The organism is Parvularcula bermudensis HTCC2503 (assembly GCF_000152825.2).
Lineage (GTDB): Bacteria > Pseudomonadota > Alphaproteobacteria > Caulobacterales > Parvularculaceae > Parvularcula > Parvularcula bermudensis.
Genome location: NC_014414.1, coordinates 1,488,806 through 1,514,751 on the forward strand (window position 1 = coordinate 1,488,806; position 25,946 = coordinate 1,514,751).

Genomic DNA, 25,946 nt, shown 5'->3' on the forward strand with positions numbered 1-25,946 from the left:
AATTGGCTCTAGTTCACCGCAAACGTACTCACCGCGAATGATCAAAGTGCTTAGCAAATAATTGATCGAGTCGCTAGGCGTCAGGGGCGTGAGTCGACTAGTAAATTTAGTCCTTCGACAATGTCTTGTCGAGAACTAAGGCGAAAATGCGGAGTGTTCTCGATGGCAAGGCCGAATTTCTTGGCGTCGTCAACGGCGATACGCAAATGATATGTGTCGTAGGGTAATTGTTCGAAAATATAGAAACCATCGAATTCAGTACGGGTCCGATCGATGAGAACTCCTTCCCCATCGAGCAATTCCAAGGGGAGGCCCGCAATGGGCCGACCAGTCTGACGATTGATGACGGTCCCCAGCACCTCACCGGTGGGGATGAGGGGAAAATCAATGCTCTGTATTCGTCCCGGACGCGGTACGATAGCCACTGTATCGCTGATACTCGGTTTCAAAAAAGGATCGTCAAGGGAGGATAAATCGAGCTCGACTCGGACGGGTTGGAATGCAGGAAGGTTCGTCAGCATAAGGGCGTTTGACGAGGTTGGGCGGTCCTCGTCAACAGGGCGCCCATTAACCGCAGCCTGTACGCCGCCAAGCAGAGGCTCGTTAGCCGATAATTTGCCATCGGCATTCTGGTCGAGAAAAGGCCGTACCATGATCGTGCCATGCTGGGTAAGCGGCTGCCCGCGGGCCTGCCAACGGGCTGCTCCCGGCGGTTTGAGGAGAGAGGAGGTCAGATTGACCCCGACGCTCAGATCCTGATCGCTGCTGATGCGGGCAAAGGCGCCGATCGCCACTGAATCGAGGCGGGTCGACCAGCCGATTTCACCAAATGACTGGGCATTTCGGAATAGATAGCCGCTCCTTATGCGCGTTGTCGTGGCCTTGCCGATGAGCCATTGCTTATCGAGGGACAATTCTTGCAGCTCCCATGTGGGAGAGAATTGATAGTCTGCGTTGAAGCGCCAGGGGCCTGATGACGTATTTTGACTGATGAGTGTTGTCCCCGTGGTCACGTCGTGAGACGTGAGGGTCCCTTGCTGGTGCTGGTGCTGGATCGCCGTCGTCGCATAGGTGTCGCCGAGGCGGGTCGACGCTCTCGCACGCGCATCGATCCGCCCAAGGCCCTCCTCGTTTTCCGACCAGGCCGCCGCAAAGGCAGCGACCAGGGGAACGTCGGTCTCCTGTAGAAATTGGGCGTCTAATCTTATGTCCGCGCGGGAGCGGAGGGGGCTGTTTCCGATAAAGCGAGCTTGTTCACTCTCGAACGAGGAGAACCGTTGTAAACTGGCTTGCAGCGAGAATCGGGGAGTTCCTCGTTGCGCGGCGAGGGAGAGGGCGGCGCCGCTGGAAAGATCATGGGCGACATCGGCGAGAACGGCCCACCCCCCAATGGCGGCGCGCATTCGCCCCTCGGCAAACGTATTTTGACCATTTGTATCGGGATAGGTACTGACCCCCCCGCCGAGGGTCAGTGTTTCGGTGATGCCGATATCGAGTTGCGAAAGGGCCCGCCAGCCACGCTCCACGCCGGTGTCTCGGCTGCCGAAGAGGGTTTCGCCGTCCTCGTTAACAGACAGCGAAAAGCGGCTTTTCCCCGGCGCGAGACTGTCCGAGCCCACCAGGATCTCTCTTTCCACATCCCGCCGCTGGCCCTGGGGTCCGTAGAATTTGAGTGTGAAAAGATTTCGTCCAAATCTCAGCGCCACATCTTCGAAGAGATATTCGTTGCCGCTCTGAGCAGATTGAACCGCCAAGAAGACGCCGTTTCGGTAAAGCTCGACCTGCCACCCCGGCGGGAGCGGCCCCCGAAGATCGGTACTGTCGAAGACATCGGGGCGATCGAGCCGGCGATTGGAGAGGAGGAGGCCCCGACCAAAGGAGGGGGCCGCCGTGAGGGGACTAGCAAGGCTTGCGACATCACCGGCCATGGCTTCGGTCAGAAAGGGGCCAGAGGGCAAGATGCCCCGAGGGTCACGTCGTCCGATGCGGAAACGCACTTGGTCGAGGCCGGTTTCGGCCGACCCGGCGCCATAGGTTTCCGCCGTCAGACGCAACAGATCGCCTTTCGCGATAAAGGTACTAGCGGCGGTTTGATCGATACGGCTGATCTCGGAGGATAGGCTGACATCGATGATGGGCGCCGTCGCCACCGCGTACGGTGCGAAGGTCGCCTCCTCCAAGCTCGGGCGCTCTTGGGCGGGGGAACGGGCCGCGCCCTGGGCCTGCCGTGCCATGCGTTCCTCGAAGGGGAGTGGGACATGGCTCTCGACCAACAGGACAGCTTCCGATGAGCGGTAGGTGAGGTCGAGGGGAAACCAGTCCGCAAGCGTATCAAGGACCACGCAGGCCTGGCCGGCATCGTCGAACACCGCTCCCCTCGGCAGAGGCTTGGAAACGAGGCCAATCGTTACCTCATCACCATTATACTGGAGACGGAAGGACCTATCCTCATCGAGGAACCAGCCTTCGAACCGATCTGGATAGTGATCGATGGCAAAATCGAGGGCGAGGGTAAATTGATGAAAGAGGACGCAGGCCCCGCCGGCCGTGTCGTAGCCGATAAGCCCCGGCTCCAAAATTTGTCGCCCTGTGCGGAGCTCAAGAATGATCAGTGTGTTCGGGTCGACCGATGGCCAGGTTTCTGTGGGCCGTTCCCCTGCGATGGCCAGGGGCCAGGTAAGGAAGCAAAGCGCCCCCAGGATCAATCGCTTTAACAGCCACGCCAATGAGATTTGCTCAACGCGTTGGCAGCAGCGGAACGGGGTCAGAAAGGACGGCGCCTGTCGTCGACGATCTGTCCTCGAACAGAACGGAATAGTGCGAGAGGTCGTCTTCCTCCACCGACGGAAGGGGGAGGGTGGCCCAGCGAGCGGAATTAGGGGTATAGACAGCTAATCCCCGTCGCTCGGCCACAACACTGCCCGACCGATCGTCGATCAGCCGCAGATCGCCGTAGAGCGAACGGCTACCAAGCCGCCGCACTTGCACTTTGGCCAGCGCGGTCTCGGCATTGGTGTCAAGATCAATGTCGCCGATCTCGACAGAGGCGGTCAAGATGCCTTCTCTGACAATGACCGGAATGCTCAGCCCGAAAATTGGCTGTAGGGCGATCGATATCGCCCCGCCTGTCGCCGGCGCGTTCGGCGCCGTTTCAACGACATCAGGAATCGCCGACAGCAATAGGTGAGATCGATATTCCCCCGGTTCGAGATCGGCGGGTTTTCTGACGATCAAACGAAGAGTTTGAGGGGCGCCGGGCGCAAGCGTGACCTGCCGGGGCGCAAAGCGCACAAAGGGGGCAGAGAATTGTTCCCCGTCCTTTGGCGTTTCAACCTTTTCAAAGCGGCCATCGCTCAACATACGTCGGTTCTCGAACGAGACGCGAAACGTCGTCGTCTCCATGCCCTTATTGACAAGAGTGAGGTCGGCGACGCGGTCTCGGCCTTCGAGAACGATACGGGTGGGGGAGATCAGTAGATCGCCTGGGCCCGCAAGGGCACTGCTCGCCCCCCCCGTCGCCAGCATGACGAGGAGGCCCACAAAGAGCCGCCGCGCCGAGCCTTTCCTCGTATGAGCCATACGACGGTTTGCCATGGGATCCGCTTTATTCGTAGTCGACGGAAACGTTGAACGTCCCCGAATAGGCGCCGGGCTCTTGCGCTGCGGCGATTTCAAGAGTGGCCCCCAGCGTAAAGCTGTCAGACCCGGCTGTCAGTTGGCCACGATCGTTCGTCAGGGACGTGACAAAATCCTTGACCAACATTGTGCTGGACGAGGTGGCGTGGGTAATGGCGGCCGCAACCGGCAGCGTGACAGCGTAATTGTTGTCCCCGGTCCCGGACACCGTAAAGGCCGCCGCGGTGCTGGTGCCAAAGCAGACCTGGCCAACCGGGCAATTCTGGGCACCGGTCGTGTCGACCGTGACGTCGAAACCGCTGACCGGATCGGCAACGATCTTCCCAAAGGCCAGATCGGCATCCTTGGTCAATTGGATCGCATCCAGAATCTCAGCCTGCGCAGAAAAGGTCGATGATTGCGCGAGGACACTCCCTGTCGGCGAGAGTGCCAGAACGATAAGCCCCACGGCAATTTTCACGTTATGCATTGTATTCCCCATCAGATACTCACCCCGCCGCTCGGTGCGTGAACGGCGTCCATGATGGCGACCTATCAGAGGGGTTTTAGGACAGAATGTGAGGGGGATTAGTCGGTCTGCCGCCATAGGTTGGCAACGACCAGCCTTACGCATACCGCTCGGTGCTGATAGGAAGGGGGGATGTCCCTCTCAGACGCTGACTTTGCCGCACGCTTTCGCCACCTCCTCAGGCAACCTCTCATTGGTATGCGGACATTGACGTCGGGTCTATCGCGCGAGCCTCTTTCTGCGCCGGCGAAGGAGATCCTCTCCGCGATAAGCCAAGGTCTTGAGGAGACCGATATCGAACTTCAGGCCCTCGGTCATTTTCTATGGTTGAGTTACGGGAACCCGATCCCGCAACCGGCTCCCCTGGAACTCGAAGACGCGATGGCGGCAATGATCGGTCGAGATAGTGACCTTCGGGGCGAGGGGGGGCGCATCGAGACGGATCTTGCTCCCCTTACAGTCTGTACCGACGAAAATTTGCTCGCATTATCGATCCTTCCCCTTCTCGATAATGCCCTCGCCTTTTCGAAAGGCAGTATCACGCTCACGGCGAGGCCTCAGGCCGGGAAAAGAGTGGCGATTGTGGTAAAAGATGAGGGGATTGGCATCAGCGATCATTTTATGGCGCCGCCTTACGAGCCCTTCCGTGTCGAGAACGAATTGCAGACATCCAGGCCGTCTCGACTGGGCCTTGGCCTCCCCGTCTCATCAAGAGCCATTGAGGCCTTGGGGGGGCGGTTGATCTTTCGCCGCCCCGAAACAGGGGGCACGGAGGTCACGGTCGACCTTCCTGCCCACCTGCCTGAGAGATAACCGACGGTCGAAACGTCCCTGGACCGCGCGGCTAGGCCGCCTGGGCCACCCGGCGCCCGATGCGCAGGGCGAGGGCCGCGATTTTCGTCCGGTTGCGCTCGTTGAGTTTGGTCGCGATCGACTGGATGTGAACCCGGACGGTATTGATGGACAGTCCCAGATTGTCCGCGATCTCTTGGTTACTGGCCTCCTCACCCAACTGGATGAAGATTTCCTTCTGCCGCGGCGTCAGCTTTTCATAGGCTGCACAGGCGAGAGCAAAGCTCCGGTCATCGGAAATCACGCTGGCATGGGGTTCGCCTGATTCCGTTTGGAGAATGCGGAGCGGCAAGGTGACCTCACCGGCGAGTACCCGTTTCATCGACCTGACGATCGCTTCCGGCTCGGCGGTCTTCGGCACATAGCCCACCGCCCCGTGTTCAAGGCAGCCAAGGACATCTTCGCGCCGCTCGCTTACCGACATGATCATGATCGGAACGCTGTCCATCCTGGAGCGGATCTGGAAAATCGTCTCCCAAGGATCGGTCTGCGGCATATTGAGATCGAGAATGACAAGGTCGAAGGGCCCCTCCGTCTCGATTTTCTCAATAATGGTCTCCGCGGACACAGCTTCCGCCGTCGTGACCGCCTCAGCCAATTGCGGGAGCAGGCTGATGATCGAGGCGCGAGCCACCCAGTGATCGTCAGCAACCAGGACTTTTAAGCTTCTCATGAAAATTTCCTCACAAATAAATTACAAGCGCCTGCACGGTCCCGTTATAGAGACCCGCAGGAGCGGACATGTCGATGGCTAGCTCTGCCCCACAGCTGACGTCGGCACGCCCATTCCGGTCAAGCCGACCGAAGGCAGGTATGGAGCACTGGATTCGCTCCATTCGTAAATCACTGCCCTGATGGCTGAGAGTGCCGTTCTGTTGGACAAAGAAGAGGAAGAGGCGATTGGGACGCCCTGAAAGGGTAAGCTGGGCCGGACCGAAAGGGCCGCTGAGCAGTTGTATGCTTCCCTGGCTCCAGCGCACGCCGTCGGCCGTAATGCCGACCCGTCCTCCGGTCCCAAGGCTCGCTAACCGCCCGAAATTTAATTGAGCCGACGACGTGAAGTAGATGTCCTCACTAGATCTGCCCCCTTGGGCCAGAGAGGATCCTGTGCCGCCCATCATCAGCGTGGCCAGGATGAGGAGACCGAAAGCTTGCGTCTTTCTTAACACGATGGTGAACTCTCGTTCTCCGTGGCACGGACAATGCAGTCGTCGTTAGTGTAAATATAATCGCTCAAATGTCTGAACGTTCGGTTAAAGAATTAACCTAGTCGTAACGATTAGATGCAAGACTAGTCAGTTTGTCCGGGGGGTTGGCGTCAAGATGAAGGCGATCTTTTTGGCGGTCATCCTGCCCGCGCTTGGGGCGCAGTCGGCACCGAACTCGGAAAGCGCCCAGGCCGCTGAGATCCGGGCCAGTGTGGAAATCATCTCGCCCTTGCAGGTGACCTTTCAGCCTTGGCTTGAGCCGAATCTGCTAGGGTCTCAGGATACTAGTGGTGGGCAATGGTCCATTTCACGCGACCCAACACTTTCGCCGAGTTGTGCGAATCAGTGTTATCGTATTGATATTGAATAATAATAGATGATCCGTAGGTTGCGTGTGGGGTCGAAAAAAAGAGGAAATCGTGAAGCCCAAAAGCACCCGCCTGGCTGGCATGAAGGTCATTGCCGTCGATGATAACCGGATCAACCAATTGGTGTTGTCGCAAGCGCTGAAATCTACCGGGGCCGATCTTGAGTGTTATTTTCGCGCCGCTGAGGCGATTGAGCGCCTCGAGCCGGGGGCATCGAGTTTTTTCCTCCTCGATGTGATCATGCCCGATATGGATGGTCTCACCGCGACGGCAAAGATTCGGGAGTGGGAAACCGCGAATGAACAACCGCATCGGCCTGTCCTGCTTCTGACCGCCCAATATGTGGGTAATCGCCGCGATGAATTTCTGGCTTGCGGCGCCGATGGCTTGCTCGAAAAGCCATTCTCCGCCGGCGACCTTATCGCTCAGATGGAAGCATTGTTGCCTGTCGAACAGGTTGCCATTGGCCGTTAAGAGCCTGGCGACAGGGGATAATCTCCCAACCGTTTGTCCCATCCTAAAAGAAACTCAACCGTTTCGTTCGGATTAGTGATCGTTTTTCAACTCTTTCAGGAGAAGTAGCTGGGGTTCATCACCGCGGTGCGGTGGGAAGCCACAAAGCGAGATCACAGATGTATAGAACGCGGGTGCTGATTGTTGATGACAGTCATACGATGTGTGCACTCGTACAGCTTGAGCTCTCTTCCGATCCTGAACTCGAGGTCGTTGCGGTCGCGCATAATGCGCGCGATGCCCGGGATGCCATCGACCAATTCAAACCCGATGTCTTAACCCTCGATATCGAAATGCCGGGGATGGATGGACTTGAGTTTCTCAGCCGGGTGATGAAGCATCGGCCGACCCCTGTGGTCATGGTGTCATCCCTCACGGCTCGGAATAAAGACCTTTCCGTTGAGGCCCTGTCCCGCGGCGCCGTCGACCTTTTCGCCAAGCCAGGTTCCGGGCCAGGTTCCCGGAATGTCAGTTTCGAAGGGTTGGCTCAGGTGGTCCGTGAGGCCGCCAGTGCCAAGGTTGTCTCGCCGCATCGGCGTGAAATCGCTTCGGCTACGCCCCAAATCACTGCGGCCAGCGGCGGGTTCGACGACAAAGTCATCGCCATCGGATCGTCGACGGGGGGAGTCGATGCCCTTTTGGCCGTGATCGGCCAATTTCCCGCAGATTGTCCCCCGACCGTGGTGACCCAACACATGCCCGCTGGCTTTACCGGTAGCTTTGCCAATCGTCTTGACGCGAACGCCGCGCCGGAGGTCGTCGAAGCGCGCTCCGGCGAAGTTCTCCAGCGTGGCCGCGTCTATCTCGCGCCTGGGGGGAAGACGCATCTTGAGGTGGCGCATGCTAAAAAGTTAATTTGCCGACTGCGGGAGGCCCCTCCCGTCAATGGGCATCGCCCCTCTGTCGATGTCCTGTTCAATTCTGTCGCGAACATGGCGGGGGCGAACGTCGTCGGGGCGATCCTGACTGGAATGGGCGCTGACGGGGCTCAGGGGCTTTTGCAAATCAGAAATGCCGGCGGGTACACGGTTGGCCAGGATCGCGAGACCTCTGTTATCTACGGGATGCCTCGCGTCGCCTATGAGATGGGCGCGGTCTGCACCCAGCTCCCGCTCCCAGATATTGCCTCAGCTATTCTCAACGCATGCCGACGATCGTCGAAAAGGGGGGTCGCGTGAACACAGTTTGTCTCTCATCCTTCGAGACCCCCGGGAAGAAAATAATCCGGGTGGTGCAGGGCGAATTCGCCATCTCAGGAGACCGTGAAGCGTTGATGACCACGATTTTGGGGTCATGCATCGCGGTGTGTCTGTGCGATCCTGTGGCGCGGATCGGCGGGATCAATCACTTCCTCCTGCCTGGCGATGGCGATGGCGCGTCGGGGACGGCAAAATATGGGGCGTTCGCGATGGAGCAATTGGTTAATGCCCTGTTGCGGGGAGGCGCCTCTCGTAGCCGTCTTGAAGCCAAGGTCTTCGGGGGAGGTCGGGTCGTCAGTGGATTGAGCGATATCGGTGAGCGGAACGCCGCTTTCGCGCTAAATTATCTGTCTACTGAAAATATCAGGGTAGTTTCCAAGAGTGTAGAGGGCGAGCGGGCAAGGCGGATCGAGTATGTCCCGACCACAGGCTCGGCACGGCAGAAATTCGTCGACTCACGACAAGCCCCTGCGGTGAAACCGAAAATGCCGGTTGCACCCCCGACATCAGGGGACGTGGACTTTTTCTAAGTCAATCGGAGATTTTATCCAAAGTAGGAGAACTTTCACTTTGGTGCGTTATCAAGTGGCTAGTCTGTACGGGTGCGACATTGCGTCAGTCTAGTCGGAGCGACTGAACGGAATTGAGGGAGGTCCTTCGGGTTATGTCGAATGAGTGGTCTGCCTCCCGAAAAGTGGTCCGGTTGATGTGTTAGACTTGGCTCCATGGAAGGAGCTGAGGAATGGGACGGAAGAGACGAACGGCCGAGGAGATCATCGGTCATTTGCGAGAGGTCGAGGTGCGCCTGGCGAAGGGCGAGACCATCGGGATTGCCTGCCGGGCGATCGGTGTGACCGAGCAGACGTACTATAGGTGGCGACGGGAGTATGGCGGTCTGAAGGTCGATCAGGCGAAGCGGCTTAAAGAGCTTGAGAAAGAGAACCAACGCCTACGGAAGGCTGTGTCGGATCTCACGCTGGACAAGCTCATTCTTTCTGAGGCCGCAAAGGGAAACTTCTGAGCCCCGACCGCCGTCGGAAATGCGTCGATCACGTCACGAAGGAGCATGGCGTCTCAGAGCGCCGTGCCTGCGAGGTGGTGGGTCAGCACCGTTCGACCCAGAGGAAGCGTCCTTCGGGCCGTCCTGGCGAGAAGGCGCTGACCGGTGCCATCATTCAGCTAGCTGAGCAGTATGGCCGCTATGGCTATCGCCGGGTGACTGCATTGCTCCGGCGCGACGGATGGCACGTGAACCAGAAGCGGGTCTATCGCATCTGGCGGCGGGAGGGGCTTAAAGTACCGCAGAAACAACCGAAACGCGGGCGCCTATGGCTGAACGATGGGTCGTGCGTGCGGCTTCGGCCGGAGCGCCCGAACCACGTCTGGAGCTACGACTTCGTCCAGGACCGGACCCATGATGGAAGGGTCTATCGGATGCTCTGCATCATCGACGAGTTCACGAGAGAGTGCCTCTCGATTCGCGTCGAGCGAAGGCTCAACTCGCAAAACGTGCTCGAAGAGCTCTCTCAGCTGTTCCTCATCCACGGGCCACCGGAGAACATTCGCTCCGACAACGGACCAGAGTTCATCGCTACGGCTGTCCGGGGATGGCTCGGCAGGCTGGGCGTGACGACACTGTATATCGAGCCTGGCTCACCATGGGAGAACGGCTATTGCGAGAGCTTCAACTCGAAACTCAGGGACGAGTTCCTGGACCGGGAAATCGTCTATACACTGAAGGAAGCGAAGGCCCTCATCGAGTGGTGGAGGCGCCACTACAATCAGCTGCGGCCACACTCATCGCTGGGGTACAACCCGCCCGCACCGAAGACCATCTTGCCCGCGGGGCTCCCGCCGCCTTACTATGAAGGTGCGGCGGCATGAGCCCCGCTAACCTGCCAGGTCTAACGCTACCGTTGGACCACCTCGTGGGGTCAGGCCACCCTCCTTGAGTGATGTCGAAGTCGAAGGAAGTTACTTTAAATACGACCTCAAATTGTTCACCACACAAGGGGAAGACGCCATTCGCGAAGTCTTCGACTTTGTCGAGGACGTGTGTAATTTGACGATTACTCCGGTGTCGGAAGCGGCCGGAGAGGCGGCGGAAGAGGTGGCCGATCTTCCCGCGGCGACATCGGACATTGCCGCCGAGGATGTATCCACAGAGCAGGAACAAGCCCTCGAAGAGGAGCCGGTCACCGCCCAGGCGGAAATGCCGTCGGAGGAGCCAGAACCCCCCACCGCGCCCGCGACCTCACCGAATGAGGCACCGAAGGACGCAAAGGCCAAAGCCAAAAGCGCCCAGCCGCGGGCCACCGTCCGGGTCGATCTCGAACGTGTTGATCGTCTTATCAATTTGGTGGGCGAATTGGTCATCAACCAGGCGATGCTGTCGGACAATCTTGCAGATATCGAAATGCCGCCGCATTCCTCCCTTTCGACCGGCCTTGATGAATTCAAACATCTGACCCGCCAGATTCAGGAAAGCGTGATGGCGATCAGGGCGCAGCCCGTTCAGCCGCTCTTCCAACGAATGTCACGGATCGTGCGGGAGGCGGCTTCCGCCACCGGTAAGAAGGTGAAACTCGTTCTGCACGGTGAACATACAGAGGTTGATAAGACGGTTATCGAACGGCTCACCGATCCGTTGACTCACATGATCCGTAATGCCGTCGATCACGGCCTTGAGAGTACTGAGAAACGGCTGGCCGCGGGGAAATCTGAATTCGGGACCGTCACTCTGACCGCCGGTCACCGATCGGGCCGCGTTGTGATCGAGGTGAGCGATGATGGGGGCGGGATCAACCGACCGAAAGTGAAGCAGATCGCCATCGACAAAGGTCTGATCCCCGCGGATGCGGACCTGACGCCTTCGGAAATCGACAATCTGCTTTTTATGCCCGGTTTTTCCACCGCCCAAGAAGTCAGCGATCTCTCGGGCAGAGGGGTCGGGATGGATGTGGTCAAGCGGGCGATTACCTCCCTCGGTGGACGGATCTCCATTACCTCCGACCCCGGAAACGGATCGACCTTTTCCATCAGCCTCCCGCTGACGCTTGCCGTACTCGATGGGATGATCGTCTCCGTGAGTGGGGAGACGCTCGTCGTTCCCATCACCGCGATCGTTGAGACGATGAAGCCGGCGGCTTCGGACATTCACGATGTTGGGTCGGGTGCCTATGTGGTCTCAATTCGTGGACGGATGGTGCCTGTCGTCGATATCGGCGTGGCCCTCGGCTATCGGAACCAAGCGCCCAATCTCTCACAGAGTGTCATCATGCTTCTCGAAGGAGAGGATGGCCGCTTGTTCGCGCTATCCGTCGACAATATTCAAGACCAGCGACAAGTCGTCATCAAGGGCCTTGAAAAAAATTACGGCGAGATCCCCGGTATCGCTGCGGCGACTATTCTCGGCGATGGGCGCATCGCCCTCATCATTGACCCCGATTCATTGGCACGGAGCAGCGACGACCGTCTTCAGCCTATGGATTATAAAGTCGCATAAGGAAACTCACCATGTCCGAAATTGAACGTGACAGCACGAACGACAATGTCGACGAATTGGTCGCCTTCCGAATTGGTGATCAGGAATATTGCATGGATATCATGCTGGTTCGTGAGATTCGGGGCTGGGCGCCGGCAACACCTATTCCGCATGCCCCTGACTTTGTCAAAGGCATCATCAATCTGCGCGGGGCCGTCGTCCCCATTGTCGACCTGTCCGCCCGTCTTGGGCTTGGAGCGATCGAACCCGAAGCGCGAAACGTCATCATTGTCGCGGATGTCGGTCAGCAATTCGTCGGCTTACTTGTCGATGCGGTTTCTGACGTGATGACCATCGAAAAGAGTAACATCCAGCCGACCCCCGATGTTGCCTGTGAATTGGCAAAGGTGTTCGTCACAGGTCTGATTACCTTCGAAGATCGGTTGATTCGTATCCTTGATGCGAACCAGATCATGCCGAAGGCAATTCAGGGTGAGGCTGCCTGATGTCAGCTTCCTCAGCGGCGACCGCTCAGGTCGGGGACAAGCCGGAGGATCTGACGTCAGCGGATTTCAAGGCCCTCTCCGACCTTGTCTATAAGGTGGCAGGCCTTTGCCTAAGCGATAAGAAAAAGGCGTTGATCAGCTCACGGTTGTCAAAGCGCCTTCGTAAGACCCATTTGCAGAGCCTTGGTGAGTATATCCGCTTCATCCAAGAGCCTGAAGGGCGGGATGAGCTCTCGGAGGCGATCTCTTCACTGACAACAAATGTGACCTCGTTCTTCCGCGAGAATCACCATTTCGAGTTTTTGAAACGGGATGTCTTTTCCCAGTGGTCGAGTGGACGGGGACCTTTGAAGATTTGGTCGGCAGGGTGCTCTCGCGGTGCTGAACCCTATTCTATTGCGATGACGGCCGCCGAGTTCTTCAAGACGAAAATGCCGCCGGTCAAAATCCTCGCGACTGACATCGATGGAACGGTCCTGTCCCAGGCGAAGGCTGGAATATACGATGAGGAAGAAGCGAAATCGATCCCGCCCGCACTGAAAAGGGCCTTCATGACCAGGAGCAATGGCCCGGACGACGATACTTGGCAGGTTGCACCGGCGATCAGGCAATTGGTCAAGTTCAACTATCTCAATCTCATGGATCGCTGGCCGATGCAGGGATGTTTTGATGTCATCTTTTGCCGCAATGTCGTCATCTATTTCGATGAGCCGACGAAGCAAAAACTCTGGGGCCGCTTTCATGATAAGATCGCGCCGGGCGGGCATATGATGATTGGCCATTCCGAGAGGATATCCGGTCCTTATAAGGACAATTTTATTGTTTCTGGTGTAACTACTTACCAGAAAAGTGACGGATTGCCCGTTACCCCCGCCGCCGAGGAGAAGGCGCAATGAGTCTGCGTGAAACAATCCGTATTATGATTGTCGACGATATGTCGACTAGTCGCGGAATTCTCAAGAACTCGCTTTACGAAATCGGCATCAAGAACGTCGACTTTGCCACCGATGGGGAAGAAGCCCTTAAATCGCTGGTTGGTCGACCGGCTCACCTCGTTCTGTGCGATTACAATATGCCGGGTATGGACGGCCTTGGTCTCCTGAAAGCTCTTCGCGACCACAAGCCGACCAGTCGGGTTGGTTTCATTCTGGTCACGGGAACCGACAGCAAGGAAGTCATCCAAAAGGGTGTTCAGTTGGGAATGAACAACTATCTCAAAAAGCCCTACACGACGGATTCCCTCCGTGAATGTATCACGAAGGTTGTTGGCAAGCTCTGATGATGGCTGACCGCGCAGCTCAAGGCATTTGCTTGTCGACCTTCCTCAACCGTTTGGGCGGAGAACTTGATCTTGCCGCAGACCATGCGGTCGAAGTCGAGGAGGGCATCTCTGCGCTTGTCGAAGCGGGCGGCGCGGTTTCCCGCGAAGCCGTGAGGGCGCTCCAGCGCCTCGACCATCTCCATCAAACCTTGGTGGCCCTTTCCGGGGTCTTATCCAAATCCGCCGCCCAGCAGGCCCCAGGGGAGGTAACCCTAGCGGTGGATGGGATCCTTTCCGACGTGACCCTTAGGGACGTTGCCAAGCGGCTCCAGGGACACACGCCGGAGACAGGGGAGGAGAGGGGCGAAATGCGGGCGCTTAATGACGACGAAGAGTGGATCATTTACTGACGAAGGGCCTTGTGCCGCATTGTGTGCAGTGCCGCTTTTGCGCGTGAAACATCGGCTTTTTCCGTCTCCCTTGATGGTTACGCAAAAGGTCTTGTAGATCGGGCCTCTATGGTACGATCCTTGCAGCCTAAAGCGAGTGTAAGAAGCGCTATTCAGTCGCGACCCTCAGTTGCTGACGGCGTAGAGTAAAACGACGGCGAGCTATGGCGACCGAGCAATTCATCCCCTCCGTCAGGACCGCTTCTCATTTCAGCGGGGCGCGATGGGTGAAACGCGCAGGGGACATCGTCGTCAGCCTGGCCGCCCTGTTGTTTCTTTTTCCGCTTCTTCTCCTCCTTGTATTTTTGATCAAAGGGGATGGGGGGCCGGTGCTGTTCAGTCATCAGCGGGTGGGAAAGGACGGCAAAGTCTTTAGCTGTCTGAAATTTCGAACGATGGTGCCCGGCGCCAGCGCGAAATTGGCCGAGGTGCTCGCCGCCGATCCTCGCGCGGCAGAGGAATGGGCTGCGGCCTATAAGTTGAGCAACGATCCTCGTATCACCAAGGCGGGGAATTTCCTCCGTGTCACGGGCCTTGATGAACTGCCGCAACTGCTCAATGTGCTGAAGGGGGAGATGAGCCTTGTCGGCCCCCGTCCCATTGTCGAGCCTGAGTTGACTCGATACGGCCCCTACAAAGGGTATTACCTCTCCGTCCGACCGGGGATAACGGGGCTGTGGCAGGTCAGTGGTCGCAATGCCATTTCCTATGGGCGTCGGGTGGCCCTCGATAAGCGTTATGTCGAAACCTGGTCTCTATGGGCGGATATCGTCATCCTTGCGAGGACACCCATCGAGGTCCTCTTCGCGCGCGGACGATAAGTCCCCCAAGGGGGCCCCTTGCGATGCGCTTGTGGCGACCTGCTGATTAGGACGCGCCGCCGAGAAGGGGGGTCCACTCTATCGGCATTTCTGCCAGGGAAGATCCTGAGACGGAGGGCCGATAGCCTAATTCGGCGGCGGACCATTCTGTCAACTCTGCACCCGACTGGACAAATAAGAAGCGGTATCCGCTCTCCACGGGCGAGAGGAGGCGATCTGTGAGATTGTCGAGCACAAGATCTCCCCGCTCACCGGCAACAATAAGCACGGCATGGATACCGGTCGCCGGATGCGTGACCACGGCGATCGAAAGCGCGTCCAACGGAAGGCCTCGGTCGATCAGCAGACGGCGTTTTTCGAGGACGTAGTCTTCGCAATCGCCACGCGCACCGATATCGGGGTTTGGATAGGAAAGCGGCATCGCCCATAGGTCATTTTGGCCATAGGTATCAATATCTTCCTCCGCCTCGATCGCGTTGTTCACAATCTTATTGACCATTGATAATTCGCGCATTGAGCGATTTGTCAACGCAATGAAGCGGGGAGAGTAGGCGGCTCTATGGGGGGGGAGGCGGTATGCGTGCTGGCGGACCTCATCGCTGTCCGCATCGAGGCGACCGCTATCGTCGACCACATTCAAGCTTCCCGTCGCAAGGGGCGCGGGGGCAGTATCGACCGGTAGAAGAGACGCGTGCTGACTCTCCTCCTCTTCTGAAAGTAGGGAACAGGCTTCGGGAAGCTGTTCGCAAAAGGCAACGAGACCTATGGGCGGGAAGGCCCGCTCTCCGGTCGAAAGGACCGTCAGGCGCCGGTCATCTGATGTGTGGGCGCATCCTGTAAGGAACAGGCCGATGATCAAAGGGACAAGAATAAAGGGCCGGGCCATCGCATAACTCCGCGTTGACCCTCGATCTATCGAAGCTGACTTAGCCTTCGGTTCTTAAAAATGTCCGTATAGATAACAAAAAATGAAGCTCCAGCCCCCCTTTGGTGAATATGGTCTTTAGATGGGGCCACCCCCTGCGCCGATGCGGTTAGCGGTCGCCGGATAGGGGCCCTGTAGCCAAAATCGGGGACGCTTCGATATCGCTGGCATCCAGCATCGAGGCGGTCCGTTCGAGAGCGGCCAGGATAAAGGCCTGCTCCCACAATTCGAGCGCCTCAAAGCGGTCTTCAAACCGTTCCTGCAGGGAGCCGGGAACGGCCTTCAACAGCGCTTCGCCTTCAGGGGTCAATTGCAGGATCGCCTGTCGGCGGTCCTCTTCCCCCTTCGTGCGCGTCATAAGACCGTTACAGATGAGACGATCCGTCAGGGCCGTCACCGTCCCGTGGCTCACCGACATCTCCTTGGCGACGAAACTTGCTGTCGCCCGCGGGGCGGCGGAGAGAACCTGCATGAAAAGCAATTGGGTCGGTGTCAGACCGAATTCTTTCGCAAGGCTCCGCGTTTGGGTTTCGGTCACCCTGAATATCTGTCGCAAGGCCACGAGCGCCGCTTCACACCGTTCGCCCAATTCGATTTATCTCCATCAGGGGGTTTCGCGCATCAATCCGACGATCAAGCTGGCTGAACATGCCAGAAGTATGAAGGTGAAGGGAAGTCCGGCCGTCACAGCGCCCGCCTGAAGGGCGCCCAACGCGGTCGCCCCGCCGCCGACCAGCAGGACGATCGCGATCAGCCCCTCCATCGTGGCCCAAAAAATCCGCTGGGCGACGGGCGCATGGAGTTTGCCGCCGGCTGTAATGCTATCAATGACCAATGAGCCGGAGTCGGATGAGGTGACGAAGAAAACGATGAGCAGCGCAACAGCAAGGCCAGACGCCAACATGCCGAAGGGCAGGAGCGCGAGCATGTCAAACAGGACCGTCGAAACCTCGGTGACGCCATCGGCCAGTTCACCGACATTAGCCTGGGTCTGATTGATCGCGATTTTCCCGAAGGCGGTGAACCAGCAGATGGCCGCGAGCGTCGGGACCACCAGGACGGCGGTGAGGAATTGGCGGATCGTTCTTCCGCGGGATACCCGCGCAATGAACATCCCAACGAACGGCGACCAGCTGATCCACCAGGCCCAGTAGAAGATCGTCCAGCTGCGGTACCACTCGATATTTCCTCGACCCACCGGGCTCGACAGCTTCGGCATATCGACGATGTAATTCCGGGTATTGATGAGAATGGCAGAAAGGATTTCGAGGGTCGGCCCTGCGGCGATGACGAAGATCAACAAGCCGATAGCGGCGATAATATTGGTGTTTGAGAGAAGCCGTATGCCCCCCTCCAACCCCCGGACCACCGATATGATCGCAATTGACGTGATGCCGAGGATAAAGAAGATTTGAGTCTGTGTCGTGTTCTCCAACCCAAACAATATCTCAAGACCCTGCGTGGCTTGCTGCGCGCCGAGTCCAAGCGAGGTCGCGAGGCCAAAAATAGTGGCGATGACGGCCAACAGGTCGATCACATGCCCCGGCCATCCCCAAATACGCTCGCCCAAGAGGGGATAGAACGCCGACCGGATCGTCAGTGGAAGTCCCTTATTGAAGGTGAAAAAGGCCAGAGACAGACCGACGATTGCATAGACAGACCACGGTGCCAGTCCCCAATGAAAGAGGGTTGCGGAGAAGGCCAAGCGCTCGGCCTCGGGGGTCCCCGGCGTGACATCATACGGCGTACCGCTCCAATCAGTGTAATAAGCAAGGGGTTCGGCGGCGCCGTAGAACACCATGCCGATGCCCATCCCCGCAGAAAACAACATGGCGAGCCAAGATAACAGACTGAACTCCGGCTGCGCCTCCTCCCCCCCGAGACGAATTTTTCCGAGCGGGGAGAGACCGATCGCAATCGCCAAGAGGAGGACGATATTTATTGTACTGACGAAAAACCAATCGAGGGTCGATAGAACCCAATCCCTGGCGCCGAGCAAGACGCTGGAGGCTGAGTCCTGAAACAGAAGGGTAACGGAGACGAAGAGCAAGATCAGGGCGGCACTGACGAAAAATACAGGATTATGCAGATCGAAGCCCCAGAACCGGACATTGTCCTGCCCTAGCTCGTAATCAGTCTCATAGGGATTGTCGGCTTCCCCTATAATTTCGTCATTCGATGTCTCGTCATTCTCTTGCATCACACAACTCCGGACCCAAGACCTCAAAAAGGTCGCTCAAATGGTCAAAATAGGGGCGCCATTGACCGACCCCTGATTGGTAGAGAGGTTGCCGAACTTGCTCCGCGGACGCGGTGCGCACAGACCGGGCTGATTGATGAAAAGCAAGGCACTGCTCTTCGAAGGGGAGGTCTAGATAGGTGAGGAGACGCCGTACCTGACCCTCCAGATCCGCGACGACATCTTCATACTGAATACGGAGAATGCGACCTGGGGCGACGCGCTCCCAATGCTCCATGAGCGCGACATACTCGCGATAGTAGCGCCCGATATGGGAGAGACCGTAGGAGAATTCTTGCCCTTCGGCGAATAATTGCTTGAAGCCTGACCAGCAACAATCCATGGCCCCCCGTCGCGCATCGATGATCTTCGCCCCCGGAAGGATCGTCAGAATAAGACCGATATGCCGAAAATTATTCGGCATCTTATCCGTAAAGAGCGGTGCGCCGGTGCGGAGGATCTTTGTTTCCTCAAGGTAGGTGCGCCCCAAATCAGTAAGCTCTTCTTTGGACAGGTTGCTCAGGATATCGGGATAGGCAGAGGGGTCGCCCCGCCGTCGCCGCCCACTCAAGCGGTGGGCGAGGGCCGGGATCGTGGGAAGCTCAGCCGTGCCGTCGATCTGGCTGTGGGCGGTGAGGATCTGCTCAAGCAGCGTCGATCCCGCGCGGGGCAGACCAACGATAAAAATTGGACCTGCCTCCTCAATTCCACGGCCGAAGAGTGACGCTGAGCGTGTCTCGGTGAAAAAAGTGCGTTGGGCCGTAAGCTCGACGGACAGCCGGTCAGGGTCATATCCAAGCTGTTCTGCCTTCAACCGATTTCCGCGATCGTAATAGAGGAAGCTTTCATCTGTGAGGCGACGAATTTCGAGGGCTTTCCCGAGGGCAAAGCACATATGAATGCGGTCATCGAGCGCGATGGAGGGGTCGGCTTCGGCGGTTCTCATCTGCCGAATTTCATCCTCGGCAAATTCGTACGTCTTGAGATTGGCCAGCGACCAATATGCGTCGCCATAGGTGGGGCGTATCGATGCCGCCTTGCGATAGGCGGCGATCGCCCCTTCGCTTTCGCCGGTCGTCTTAAGGGCGTGTCCCTGGGCGAGGTGGAGTTCCGCCGACTGGGGGAACCGCCTCAGTAAGTCGGTATAGACGTCCACCGCGTCCTGGTCCCGGCCCGCTGCCAGGGCCGCGTTGGCGTAGGCCGATAAAATGGCCGGGTCGTCCGGGGTTTCGGTTCGTAAGGTCGTCGCTGCGGCCATCGCGGCCGCGAATTTCTGCCGCCGACGGAGGACTTCGACATAATCGAGGCGTATTCTTTTATCGGCAGGTTTCAGGGCAATTGCCGTCTCAAGCAGGAACTCCGCATCGTCAAGCACGCCTGTCTCGATTCCTAGACGGGCGAGCAGGCGCATTCCCTCTGGATCCGTCTTATTATTCAAAAGGTAGGCTCGACATAAATCTTCGGCCTTTTGCAATTTTCCTTCGGCGGTTAGGCTCTCGACACTGACCAGAGCGGCGGGGAGGGCGGTCAGTCGCGCAATCTCGGCCTTGGCGTGGGCTTTGGCCTCCTCGTCTGCGGTAAGGGTCGCGATGGCTTCCCAACTCGCCTTTAGCGCGGGATTGAGCTGCACGGCGCGTATATAGGCGGCCAGCGCCTCCTGAAACCGGTCGAGAGATTTGAGGCTATGTCCCCATTCCTGCGCCCCGCGTCCATATCGCGGATAGGTCGTACAAAGATATCGGGCCGTTTCTTCAGCCTCGGTCAGATCCCCGCAATAGCGCAAGGCTACGGCGCGCAGATAGAGCGCGGCTTGGTGGGTCGGATCGGTGGAGAGGATCCCCTCTACCGTGGCGGCGGCCTCCCGAAAGGCGCCGGAACGCACTAACCGTTCGGCTTCGGATAAAATCGCGTCGTGGGTAGAAGACCCTGATTGCGGCACGCCAATCCCTTTATTGAGCACAAAAGGGGCCAGTATGACACGGCCCCCTTTCGCTTACATCTTTCATGGACGATTTAATAATTGTACGACATACGCAACCCGATGGTCCGCGGCCGATTGGTCGTGATCCGACGAATATCGTCCTGCTCATTGATGAATAACTCCGCCCGTTCATCGGTCAGGTTTTCAACGAACAGCTCGGCATTCCAACCGTCCTTCCCGGCCCCAAAGGCAAGATCGGCGGTGGTGTAGGCTTCCTGCTCTTCCCTGATTTCATCAGCCAGAGACGAGAAACTTTCAGAGGCATACTGAATGCCCATTTGCGCGTAAGCGTTGTAGGTCCCAAGCGGTAGCTCATAACGTGCCCGGCTGGTGAGCTGCAATTCAGGCACCAATGGCAATTCACTGCCCACCGGTGCCAGCTCGATCACTTCTGCGTTCACAGCGGTCAGCTCGGTGTCATTATACGAATAGGCCCCAAACAGGGTCAGCTCCGGCGTCGCGGCCCAGGTGAGATCACCCTCTGTCCCAAAGATTTCCGCATCAGCTGCATTCTCGATGAAGGTCAGAATGGAGACATTTTCGGGGTCGAAGCGGCTGACTTGCAAATCCGAGGTCTCGACGAAATAGACCGCGCCATTCCACCGCAGCGAGTTGTCGAACAATTCCGCTTTCCAACCGAATTCGTAGTTCGTCACTTCGTCGGTGTCATAGGTCGTCTCGACCGTTGGGAAGGCCGGATTGATGGACGCAAGGCCGCCTCCACGGTTAAACCCGCCGGGACGGAAGCCTTCGGAATAGGTCCCGTAAATCAGCGTGTCGGGGCGCGGCGTCCAGGAGACATTGGCCTTGAAAACCGTCCCGTCGGTTTCCAGAGGTTCGGGCGTATGCCCGCCCGACACATCGTAATCGCGACCGCGATCGGTATTCTCCGAGCCCTGGAAAATCCCGTCGGCGAAGTTTGAGGATCCCTCGAAATCACTGTCGATTTCATAGACCCGTAAGCCCCCAGTCACGCTCAAGACGTCAGGGATCAGATCGAAGGTCACCTCGCCGAAAAAGGCGAGTTGTTCCTCCGTCCGACGAATGTCGTTAAAGAAGGCAACCCCCGCCGGGCGAAGGCTCGGATCAATCTGCACCGCATCTGAAATCGGCGCATTTCGGGCAAAACCGAGATCCGGCGTTGCGAGATAGTAGAAATCATCCACCGTCTCGATTTCAAAATTGTCGTAAAAGACGCCCAGAGTTGCGCGGAGGCGATTCTCTTGCGGGGTCGTCACGCGAAATTCGTGGGTCGTCCGCTTTTGACCCTGATCGATCACGACGCCCTTGGCGGGGTTTAGGCATTCCCGTCCGCCCGGCGTAATGAATTGCGGATCGATATCATAAGCAGTGATGTATGCCGGATTATCGTAGGTACAGGTATAATAGCTGATGAACCCGCCAGCATTGTTGTAGCCTGTATAGTCCACAGACTGATTGATCTGCCGGTCCAGATAGGCCCCGGTATAGATCACGTCGAGCATCCCGAGGCGGCTCTCGATGGTCCATGCCGTCTGGTCGAAATCATCTTCGAGGGCATCGGGGAAAAAGCGCGTTACATCCAGATCGCCGACTTCGGGGTCGTAGTCGAAGACGCCGTCTGCCTCAATCTTTTGATGGGTATACTGAAGATAAGCAGTGGTCTCTGGTGTGATTTCCCAAAGGAAGGAGCCGCGGAACCCTTTGTAGGAAGCGTCGTTGAAATCTTCCTCAGCCAACAAATTGTTGTCAGCGGTTTCGTAGGAGACCGCACTCGGCGTGGCGGCTGATTGAGGGTTGATCGCCGGATCGGTGGTGAAGGTGCCGGGCACATTGTCGATATACCCCCCTTGGGTGACGTCATAGACGACACCGCGGAAGGCGAGTTTCTCATCCACCAGGGGGAGATTGATATAGGCCTCTAGGGCGTTCGACATCTCGCCGTCTTTGGTGGTTGCGATCGACGCATCGAAGCCGGCACCGAAGGTATCGAGCTCGGGCTTATTGGTGATGAGGCGAACCGTCCCGGCCTGGGAGCTGGCACCGAAGAGGGTGCCTTGAGGGCCGGGCAGCACCTCGATCCGGTCAAGATCGGCGGCGTAGACATCGAGGTTCCGGCCGGGCGCCGTGACCGGCTGTTCATCGAGATAAAGCGCCACGTTCGGGGTCGTCCCCTGCGCCCCGGACAGCAGAACCGAGATCGGCTGAACCGCTAGGCCGCGGATATACACCGTGGATTGGCCGGGGCCCCGCCCGCCGAAGCTGACATTCGGCAAATAGCGGACATAATCGTCGAAGGTCTGCGCGTTCAACTCGTCGAGGGTGTCACCATTTACGGCTTGGAGCGCCAGCGGTGCATCCTGGGCAGTGGTTTCGGTTTTCGTCGCGGTGACAACGATGGTGTCGAGGATCGGCCGGTCACCGGCGGGGTCTTGCGCTGCCGCCGTCCCCATCGCCACCGATAAAGCGAGAGCCGAGACACCGATACGGGTTTTCGTCATAGCTTCAATTTCCATAATTCTGCCCTGCCCTCGCGGCTGACCGCGAAGCCTAAAAAGCCTGAAATGTTGACGTAGAGTCGCGCCTAGTGGAAACAATCGAGAAACGCAATGTTTTGACTATTGAAGCTTTGTCGAGGTCGTGACTCCGTCCTTGCTCTCGGCGGCGCCCCTGAGAGCGCCTCACCGGGCCGTGGGCTTTTCAACGGTAAGGCTTTCTAGAACGCTCGGGTGATCCAGAGTTTGACGTTCGAGTCAGGGGCCCCGTCGGTGAGGCCAAAGAGCACACCAGTGAAGAGGCTGAACTGGCCGTCCAGGGGCAGCATAGCATAAGGGCCGATTTCGTGGCTCTGCTCGTCGAAGTCCCGAAACTCTGCCGTCGTGCCATAGGCGCTGAAAAGTTCGAGGCCGATACTCGTGCCAGAAGAGAGGGCGCCGGAAGGGAGGGCATAGTCGATCTGGCCGCGGGTCTGGAGCCCCACCCCGTCGCCGGCATTGTCACCGAACTGGACAGAGCTCAATATGACGGCCCGACCGCGCCAGCGCTCGGCCAGGGTCCATTGGTTCATCCAGTTCACGGCAATGTCATGGGGTCTTTCATCATTGCGAAGGCGGGTATCGAACCGGAGGCCGGTCTGCCAGGGTCGGCCATCCTCGCTTAGCTGCCAGAACAACTCGCCGCCGAGATAGTCGAACTCGACATGGCTATTGTCGGTTTCGCGGACCTGGATGACCCCGCGTCCCATAAGATCGTCGGAGAAAGACTGCTGATAATGGATGCGCTGTCCGAAACGCGCCGTTTCTGGCGTAAAGCCGACGCGGTATTCCAGCGCTGCGGCCCCTTCATCGACGACGGGGCCGAAGACACCGCCAAGGCTTTGGGCCTTGGCGGACATTGTGGTGAGCGCCGCGCAGGCGACCAGGGCGTAGAAGGTCTTCATGGAGTTTCCTCTTCATGAGTTACGCATAATGCATCGCGCGCGCAGGACTCGCTTTTTCAGATAGGTCGTTCTTCGGAAGATTACTCCGGCGAGTACGGAAGGGCGGAATGGTGAAGAACAATCTTCAGGTCGCCGTCCTCGTCAGGGGCGTAGACAAAGCTGTACTCTACCTTCACTTCGTTGCCCTCCGTCGTGGTGAAATAGTAATTCCCCATCGCGACGGCGGAATCGTCAAAGATCAGTGTACCTTCGTTTTCCCACCGTACGTTGGTGTAGGGGGCGATGGCAAAGCCTTTGTCCTCCTCGATACTGCCCCCGACGAAATACGAGAGGGCCTCGTCGAAGGAGCCGCGGAACTGGTCCTCCGCTGCGAGGGTCGGCTTAAAGAGAACAGGCTTCGACCCATAGGCATAAAAGCGCTCAATATGCTCGCTGGCGGCTTCTTCATAGTCTTCGCCAGCGGTATAGGCCTCTCCGATGGCGACGATGCCGTTGCCCCATGCCTGTTGGACGGCCGCGACATCAGCCTCTGTAATCTGAGTCTCTTCGGCGTAGGTGGTGCCGGCGGCGAGCGCCGTCGAGGAGGCGAGGGGAACACCGGCGAGGGTCACCGAAGCAAGAAGGGCGGGAATTAGGCGTTGAGGCATCATCAGGTCTCCACACGAATTTGTCCGTTTGTCCGCTTTTCCCAGCGGGGAGCAGGACTTGAATGTCACCACCAGGGTCCTCTCGGCGGCTTGGTGTAGAGATGGGCGAGGAACGTCGATCAGGGCTCGGCTTGATGGCGGGTGAATTGGCCTAGGCCGAATGGCCTAGGCGCCCGGCGAGGCATCCCGTATCTTGAGGTCATGGAAACGGACCCTTCACCGCTCGCCGATGTCCGAGAAACGGTTGGTGAGCTGCGCGCCCTATACCGTTCGGCTGAGGCAAGAGCTGCGCGATTGCGCCTTCTCATACAAGCGAGCGGTGACCTGTCCGCCGCCACGGGGGCCGACCTCGATAGCGCGATCGCGGCGAACGCGCAGAAGGCAGCGCATTTCGCAGGCTTCAAGGATGGTAAGGTGACCACCGATCCAAAGGCCGACGGCGTTGCTCTCATCGCGCCTGGGGCGGAGGGTCGCCGTGTAGGAACGCTGATTTTAACGAGAGAGGAGGGCGCTGGGGCCTCGACCTCCGAAGAGGATCAGGAGGCCCTCGGCACGCTTGCCCAAATGATTGCGACGGCGATGGACCGGGGGGCCCGAGAAGCCGAGCGCGATCGTCTCTTGGCGCGATTGCGAGATCGCGAAGCACAATTAGAGCGGACTGTCAGTAGGCTCTTCTCCGCCCAGGAGGACGAACGGCGCTATGTCTCTCGCGAATTACACGACGGTGTCGCCCAGACCGCCACAGCGCTTTTGCGACGGTTAGAAGCAAGCGTCGAGGGGTCCCATCCGCAGCATGACGATCTTCCGGCCATCGCGAAGGGATTGGTGCAGGAGCTACGCCAGGTCATTGCGGGACTAAGGCCCGTGGTTCTCGATGATCTTGGACTCTGCCCCGCTATCGAACGTCTTGCGAGCGATCTGCAAGGGGATGGATATCAGGTCCGAACTGACATCCCCGACGCAACGACCTTTTCAAGGCCCTTGGCGACGGGCCTCTATCGCGTGGCGCAAGAAGCGATTTCCAACATCAAGAAACACGCGGGCGGCCCCTGTGCTGTCGATATTACACTCAATTATTCAGAGGAAAATGGGAGGGGTATGCTGACCATCCGGGATCACGGTGTGGGGTTTTCGCCTGATCGCGACGCTCGACCCGAGCGGGGAGAAAATGTTGGTATCGAGATGATGACGGAGCGGATGCTCGCTCTCGGCGGTTCTCTATCAATAAACGAAGCGAATGGTGGGGGTGTTTGCGTCCGGGCGAAGATCGGCTCTGCATGAAAAATCCATCGTCACCACGGCTTGTCATCATCGATGACCATGAATTGGCCCGGGAGGGACTTCGCCTCGCCCTCGTGCAAAGGGGGTTCGAGGTGGTCGCCGTGGGCGCAACGGCCGCCGAAGCCATAGAGCTAACACAAACGACCGACCCGGATGTCGTTCTTTTGGATATCCGCCTTCGCGATGGTCCCGACGGCCTGGCGGCGGCGGCCGGTATCAAGGCGCTCAACCAGTCGGTTGCGGTTGTCATGCTGTCTCTACATGACGATGCCGACTATGTACGCGCGGCCTTAAAGGCTGGTGCCAAGGGCTACATCCTCAAGGACACGGCGCTTGATGAGCTGTGTGCGGAATTGAAAACTGTCCTTTCCGGCGGCGTGGCGATCCCGCAGGCATTATTGGCAGCCGTCCTGACCCCAAAGGCGGCCGCTCCCCCTGAGTACCATCTCGTCGAACGGCTAACCGACAGGGAGCGAGAGGTCCTGCGCCTCATTTCCGAGGGCAAGACCAACAAGGCAATCGCGAGGGAGTTGGTGATCAGCCCGGCTACCGTGAAGGCGCATGTCGAGCGCTGTCTGGCAAAGCTTGGTGCCGCCGATCGTACGCAGGCAGCTGTGATGATGGTCCGGTGGATGGAGGCTGAGGGCTAG

Annotated in this window: 25 protein-coding genes; 13 read left to right on the forward strand and 12 right to left on the reverse strand. The window is 58.2% G+C overall.

Going from position 1 to position 25,946, the window contains the following annotated elements; all coding sequences use genetic code 11:
* Positions 1 to 80: 80 nt before the first annotated feature.
* The 3 genes from PB2503_RS06980 to PB2503_RS07000 are packed head-to-tail and all read right to left on the reverse strand — an operon-like array spanning position 81 to position 4,105.
* A complete protein-coding gene (locus PB2503_RS06980; RefSeq protein WP_013300537.1) occupies positions 81 to 2,726 on the reverse strand; it encodes a carboxypeptidase-like regulatory domain-containing protein in 2,646 nt (881 codons plus the stop codon).
* A gap of 10 nt (positions 2,727 to 2,736) precedes the next feature.
* On the reverse strand, positions 2,737 to 3,594 hold the full coding sequence (locus tag PB2503_RS06995) for a fimbrial biogenesis chaperone (protein ID WP_013300538.1): 858 nt from the start codon (positions 3,592 to 3,594) through the stop codon (positions 2,737 to 2,739).
* 10 nt (positions 3,595 to 3,604) lie between these two features.
* Positions 3,605 to 4,105 carry a DUF4402 domain-containing protein gene (locus PB2503_RS07000; protein ID WP_013300539.1) on the reverse strand — a complete coding sequence of 167 codons (501 nt, stop codon included), beginning with the start codon at positions 4,103 to 4,105 and terminating at the stop codon, positions 3,605 to 3,607.
* 171 nt (positions 4,106 to 4,276) lie between these two features.
* Here PB2503_RS07000 and PB2503_RS07005 point away from each other — a divergent pair, with 171 nt between their 5' ends.
* A complete protein-coding gene (locus tag PB2503_RS07005; RefSeq protein ID WP_013300540.1) occupies positions 4,277 to 4,957 on the forward strand; it encodes a sensor histidine kinase in 681 nt (226 codons plus the stop codon).
* 31 nt (positions 4,958 to 4,988) lie between these two features.
* Here PB2503_RS07005 and PB2503_RS07010 read toward each other — a convergent pair whose 3' ends face one another.
* On the reverse strand, positions 4,989 to 5,669 hold the full coding sequence (locus PB2503_RS07010; protein ID WP_013300541.1) for a response regulator: 681 nt from the start codon (positions 5,667 to 5,669) through the stop codon (positions 4,989 to 4,991).
* 10 nt (positions 5,670 to 5,679) lie between these two features.
* The gene (locus PB2503_RS07015) at positions 5,680 to 6,165 is read right to left on the reverse strand and encodes a DUF4402 domain-containing protein (RefSeq protein WP_013300542.1); all 486 of its coding nucleotides are present in this window, start codon (positions 6,163 to 6,165) and stop codon (positions 5,680 to 5,682) included.
* Between the two features lie 458 nt (positions 6,166 to 6,623).
* On the opposite strand from PB2503_RS07015, the gene PB2503_RS07025 reads away from it, so the two are divergent.
* The 10 genes from PB2503_RS07025 (at position 6,624) to PB2503_RS07075 (ending at position 14,805) form a co-directional block, all read left to right on the forward strand.
* Positions 6,624 to 7,046, forward strand: coding sequence for a response regulator (locus tag PB2503_RS07025; RefSeq protein WP_013300544.1), 423 nt, complete (start codon positions 6,624 to 6,626; stop codon positions 7,044 to 7,046).
* Positions 7,047 to 7,204: 158 nt separating this feature from the next.
* A complete protein-coding gene (locus PB2503_RS07030) occupies positions 7,205 to 8,263 on the forward strand; it encodes a protein-glutamate methylesterase/protein-glutamine glutaminase (RefSeq protein WP_013300545.1) in 1,059 nt (352 codons plus the stop codon).
* A complete protein-coding gene (locus PB2503_RS07035; RefSeq protein WP_013300546.1) occupies positions 8,260 to 8,814 on the forward strand; it encodes a chemotaxis protein CheD in 555 nt (184 codons plus the stop codon). Before PB2503_RS07030 ends, PB2503_RS07035 begins: the two co-directional genes overlap by 4 nt.
* A gap of 212 nt (positions 8,815 to 9,026) precedes the next feature.
* Positions 9,027 to 10,168 (forward strand): IS3 family transposase gene (locus PB2503_RS07045; protein ID WP_148235142.1). Its coding sequence is split into 2 segments (ribosomal slippage): positions 9,027 to 9,291 and positions 9,291 to 10,168, totalling 1,143 coding nucleotides; the frame shifts between segments, so codons are not numbered across the junction.
* 64 nt (positions 10,169 to 10,232) lie between these two features.
* Positions 10,233 to 11,789, forward strand: a complete 1,557-nt coding sequence (locus PB2503_RS07050) for a chemotaxis protein CheA (protein WP_013300547.1) — start codon at positions 10,233 to 10,235, stop codon at positions 11,787 to 11,789.
* Positions 11,790 to 11,800: 11 nt separating this feature from the next.
* Positions 11,801 to 12,274, forward strand: a complete 474-nt coding sequence (locus PB2503_RS07055; protein ID WP_013300548.1) for a chemotaxis protein CheW — start codon at positions 11,801 to 11,803, stop codon at positions 12,272 to 12,274.
* The gene (locus PB2503_RS07060; protein WP_013300549.1) at positions 12,274 to 13,170 is read left to right on the forward strand and encodes a CheR family methyltransferase; all 897 of its coding nucleotides are present in this window, start codon (positions 12,274 to 12,276) and stop codon (positions 13,168 to 13,170) included. Before PB2503_RS07055 ends, PB2503_RS07060 begins: the two co-directional genes overlap by 1 nt.
* Positions 13,167 to 13,553, forward strand: a complete 387-nt coding sequence (locus PB2503_RS07065) for a response regulator (protein ID WP_013300550.1) — start codon at positions 13,167 to 13,169, stop codon at positions 13,551 to 13,553. Before PB2503_RS07060 ends, PB2503_RS07065 begins: the two co-directional genes overlap by 4 nt.
* Positions 13,553 to 13,945, forward strand: a complete 393-nt coding sequence (locus PB2503_RS07070; protein WP_013300551.1) for a hypothetical protein — start codon at positions 13,553 to 13,555, stop codon at positions 13,943 to 13,945. Before PB2503_RS07065 ends, PB2503_RS07070 begins: the two co-directional genes overlap by 1 nt.
* 203 nt (positions 13,946 to 14,148) lie before the next feature.
* Positions 14,149 to 14,805 (forward strand): sugar transferase, encoded by a 657-nt coding sequence (locus tag PB2503_RS07075; RefSeq protein ID WP_013300552.1) that lies wholly within the window; start codon positions 14,149 to 14,151, stop codon positions 14,803 to 14,805.
* A gap of 46 nt (positions 14,806 to 14,851) precedes the next feature.
* Here the strand turns inward: PB2503_RS07075 and PB2503_RS13945 are convergent, their stop codons facing one another.
* The 7 genes from PB2503_RS13945 to PB2503_RS07110 all read right to left on the reverse strand — a co-directional run bounded on the left by PB2503_RS13945 (position 14,852) and on the right by PB2503_RS07110 (position 24,018).
* Positions 14,852 to 15,691 carry a transglutaminase-like cysteine peptidase gene (locus tag PB2503_RS13945; RefSeq protein WP_013300553.1) on the reverse strand — a complete coding sequence of 280 codons (840 nt, stop codon included), beginning with the start codon at positions 15,689 to 15,691 and terminating at the stop codon, positions 14,852 to 14,854.
* A gap of 148 nt (positions 15,692 to 15,839) precedes the next feature.
* Positions 15,840 to 16,268, reverse strand: a complete 429-nt coding sequence (locus tag PB2503_RS07085; protein WP_148235223.1) for a MarR family winged helix-turn-helix transcriptional regulator — start codon at positions 16,266 to 16,268, stop codon at positions 15,840 to 15,842.
* Positions 16,269 to 16,334: 66 nt separating this feature from the next.
* A complete protein-coding gene (locus PB2503_RS07090) occupies positions 16,335 to 17,930 on the reverse strand; it encodes a BCCT family transporter (protein WP_013300555.1) in 1,596 nt (531 codons plus the stop codon).
* The gene (locus PB2503_RS07095) at positions 17,917 to 19,908 is read right to left on the reverse strand and encodes a tetratricopeptide repeat-containing sulfotransferase family protein (RefSeq protein ID WP_041535426.1); all 1,992 of its coding nucleotides are present in this window, start codon (positions 19,906 to 19,908) and stop codon (positions 17,917 to 17,919) included. Before PB2503_RS07095 ends, PB2503_RS07090 begins: the two co-directional genes overlap by 14 nt.
* A 74-nt stretch (positions 19,909 to 19,982) precedes the next feature.
* On the reverse strand, positions 19,983 to 22,430 hold the full coding sequence (locus PB2503_RS07100) for a TonB-dependent receptor (RefSeq protein ID WP_148235224.1): 2,448 nt from the start codon (positions 22,428 to 22,430) through the stop codon (positions 19,983 to 19,985).
* Between the two features lie 215 nt (positions 22,431 to 22,645).
* On the reverse strand, positions 22,646 to 23,368 hold the full coding sequence (locus PB2503_RS07105; protein ID WP_013300558.1) for a hypothetical protein: 723 nt from the start codon (positions 23,366 to 23,368) through the stop codon (positions 22,646 to 22,648).
* A gap of 80 nt (positions 23,369 to 23,448) precedes the next feature.
* Positions 23,449 to 24,018, reverse strand: coding sequence for a hypothetical protein (locus PB2503_RS07110; protein WP_013300559.1), 570 nt, complete (start codon positions 24,016 to 24,018; stop codon positions 23,449 to 23,451).
* A 198-nt stretch (positions 24,019 to 24,216) separates the two neighbouring features.
* Between PB2503_RS07110 and PB2503_RS07115 the strand changes: the two genes are divergently transcribed.
* Positions 24,217 to 25,296, forward strand: a complete 1,080-nt coding sequence (locus PB2503_RS07115; protein WP_013300560.1) for a sensor histidine kinase — start codon at positions 24,217 to 24,219, stop codon at positions 25,294 to 25,296.
* Positions 25,293 to 25,946: a response regulator gene (locus PB2503_RS07120; RefSeq protein ID WP_013300561.1), complete on the forward strand. Its 654-nt coding sequence runs from the start codon at positions 25,293 to 25,295 to the stop codon at positions 25,944 to 25,946. The genes PB2503_RS07115 and PB2503_RS07120 overlap by 4 nt, the downstream gene beginning before the upstream one ends.

Coding starts and splice junctions, on each gene's coding strand:
- PB2503_RS06995 (WP_013300538.1), bottom strand. CDS start 3,594: ATGGCAAACCGTCGTATGGCTCATACGAGGAAAGGCTCGGCGCGGCGG.
- PB2503_RS07000 (WP_013300539.1), bottom strand. CDS start 4,105: ATGCATAACGTGAAAATTGCCGTGGGGCTTATCGTTCTGGCACTCTCG.
- PB2503_RS07005 (WP_013300540.1), top strand. CDS start 4,277: ATGTCCCTCTCAGACGCTGACTTTGCCGCACGCTTTCGCCACCTCCTC.
- PB2503_RS07010 (WP_013300541.1), bottom strand. CDS start 5,669: ATGAGAAGCTTAAAAGTCCTGGTTGCTGACGATCACTGGGTGGCTCGC.
- PB2503_RS07030 (WP_013300545.1), top strand. CDS start 7,205: ATGTATAGAACGCGGGTGCTGATTGTTGATGACAGTCATACGATGTGT.
- PB2503_RS07055 (WP_013300548.1), top strand. CDS start 11,801: ATGTCCGAAATTGAACGTGACAGCACGAACGACAATGTCGACGAATTG.
- PB2503_RS07060 (WP_013300549.1), top strand. CDS start 12,274: ATGTCAGCTTCCTCAGCGGCGACCGCTCAGGTCGGGGACAAGCCGGAG.
- PB2503_RS07065 (WP_013300550.1), top strand. CDS start 13,167: ATGAGTCTGCGTGAAACAATCCGTATTATGATTGTCGACGATATGTCG.
- PB2503_RS07070 (WP_013300551.1), top strand. CDS start 13,553: ATGATGGCTGACCGCGCAGCTCAAGGCATTTGCTTGTCGACCTTCCTC.
- PB2503_RS07075 (WP_013300552.1), top strand. CDS start 14,149: ATGGCGACCGAGCAATTCATCCCCTCCGTCAGGACCGCTTCTCATTTC.
- PB2503_RS13945 (WP_013300553.1), bottom strand. CDS start 15,691: ATGGCCCGGCCCTTTATTCTTGTCCCTTTGATCATCGGCCTGTTCCTT.
- PB2503_RS07090 (WP_013300555.1), bottom strand. CDS start 17,930: ATGCAAGAGAATGACGAGACATCGAATGACGAAATTATAGGGGAAGCC.
- PB2503_RS07100 (WP_148235224.1), bottom strand. CDS start 22,430: ATGACGAAAACCCGTATCGGTGTCTCGGCTCTCGCTTTATCGGTGGCG.
- PB2503_RS07105 (WP_013300558.1), bottom strand. CDS start 23,368: ATGAAGACCTTCTACGCCCTGGTCGCCTGCGCGGCGCTCACCACAATG.
- PB2503_RS07110 (WP_013300559.1), bottom strand. CDS start 24,018: ATGATGCCTCAACGCCTAATTCCCGCCCTTCTTGCTTCGGTGACCCTC.
- PB2503_RS07115 (WP_013300560.1), top strand. CDS start 24,217: ATGGAAACGGACCCTTCACCGCTCGCCGATGTCCGAGAAACGGTTGGT.
- PB2503_RS07120 (WP_013300561.1), top strand. CDS start 25,293: ATGAAAAATCCATCGTCACCACGGCTTGTCATCATCGATGACCATGAA.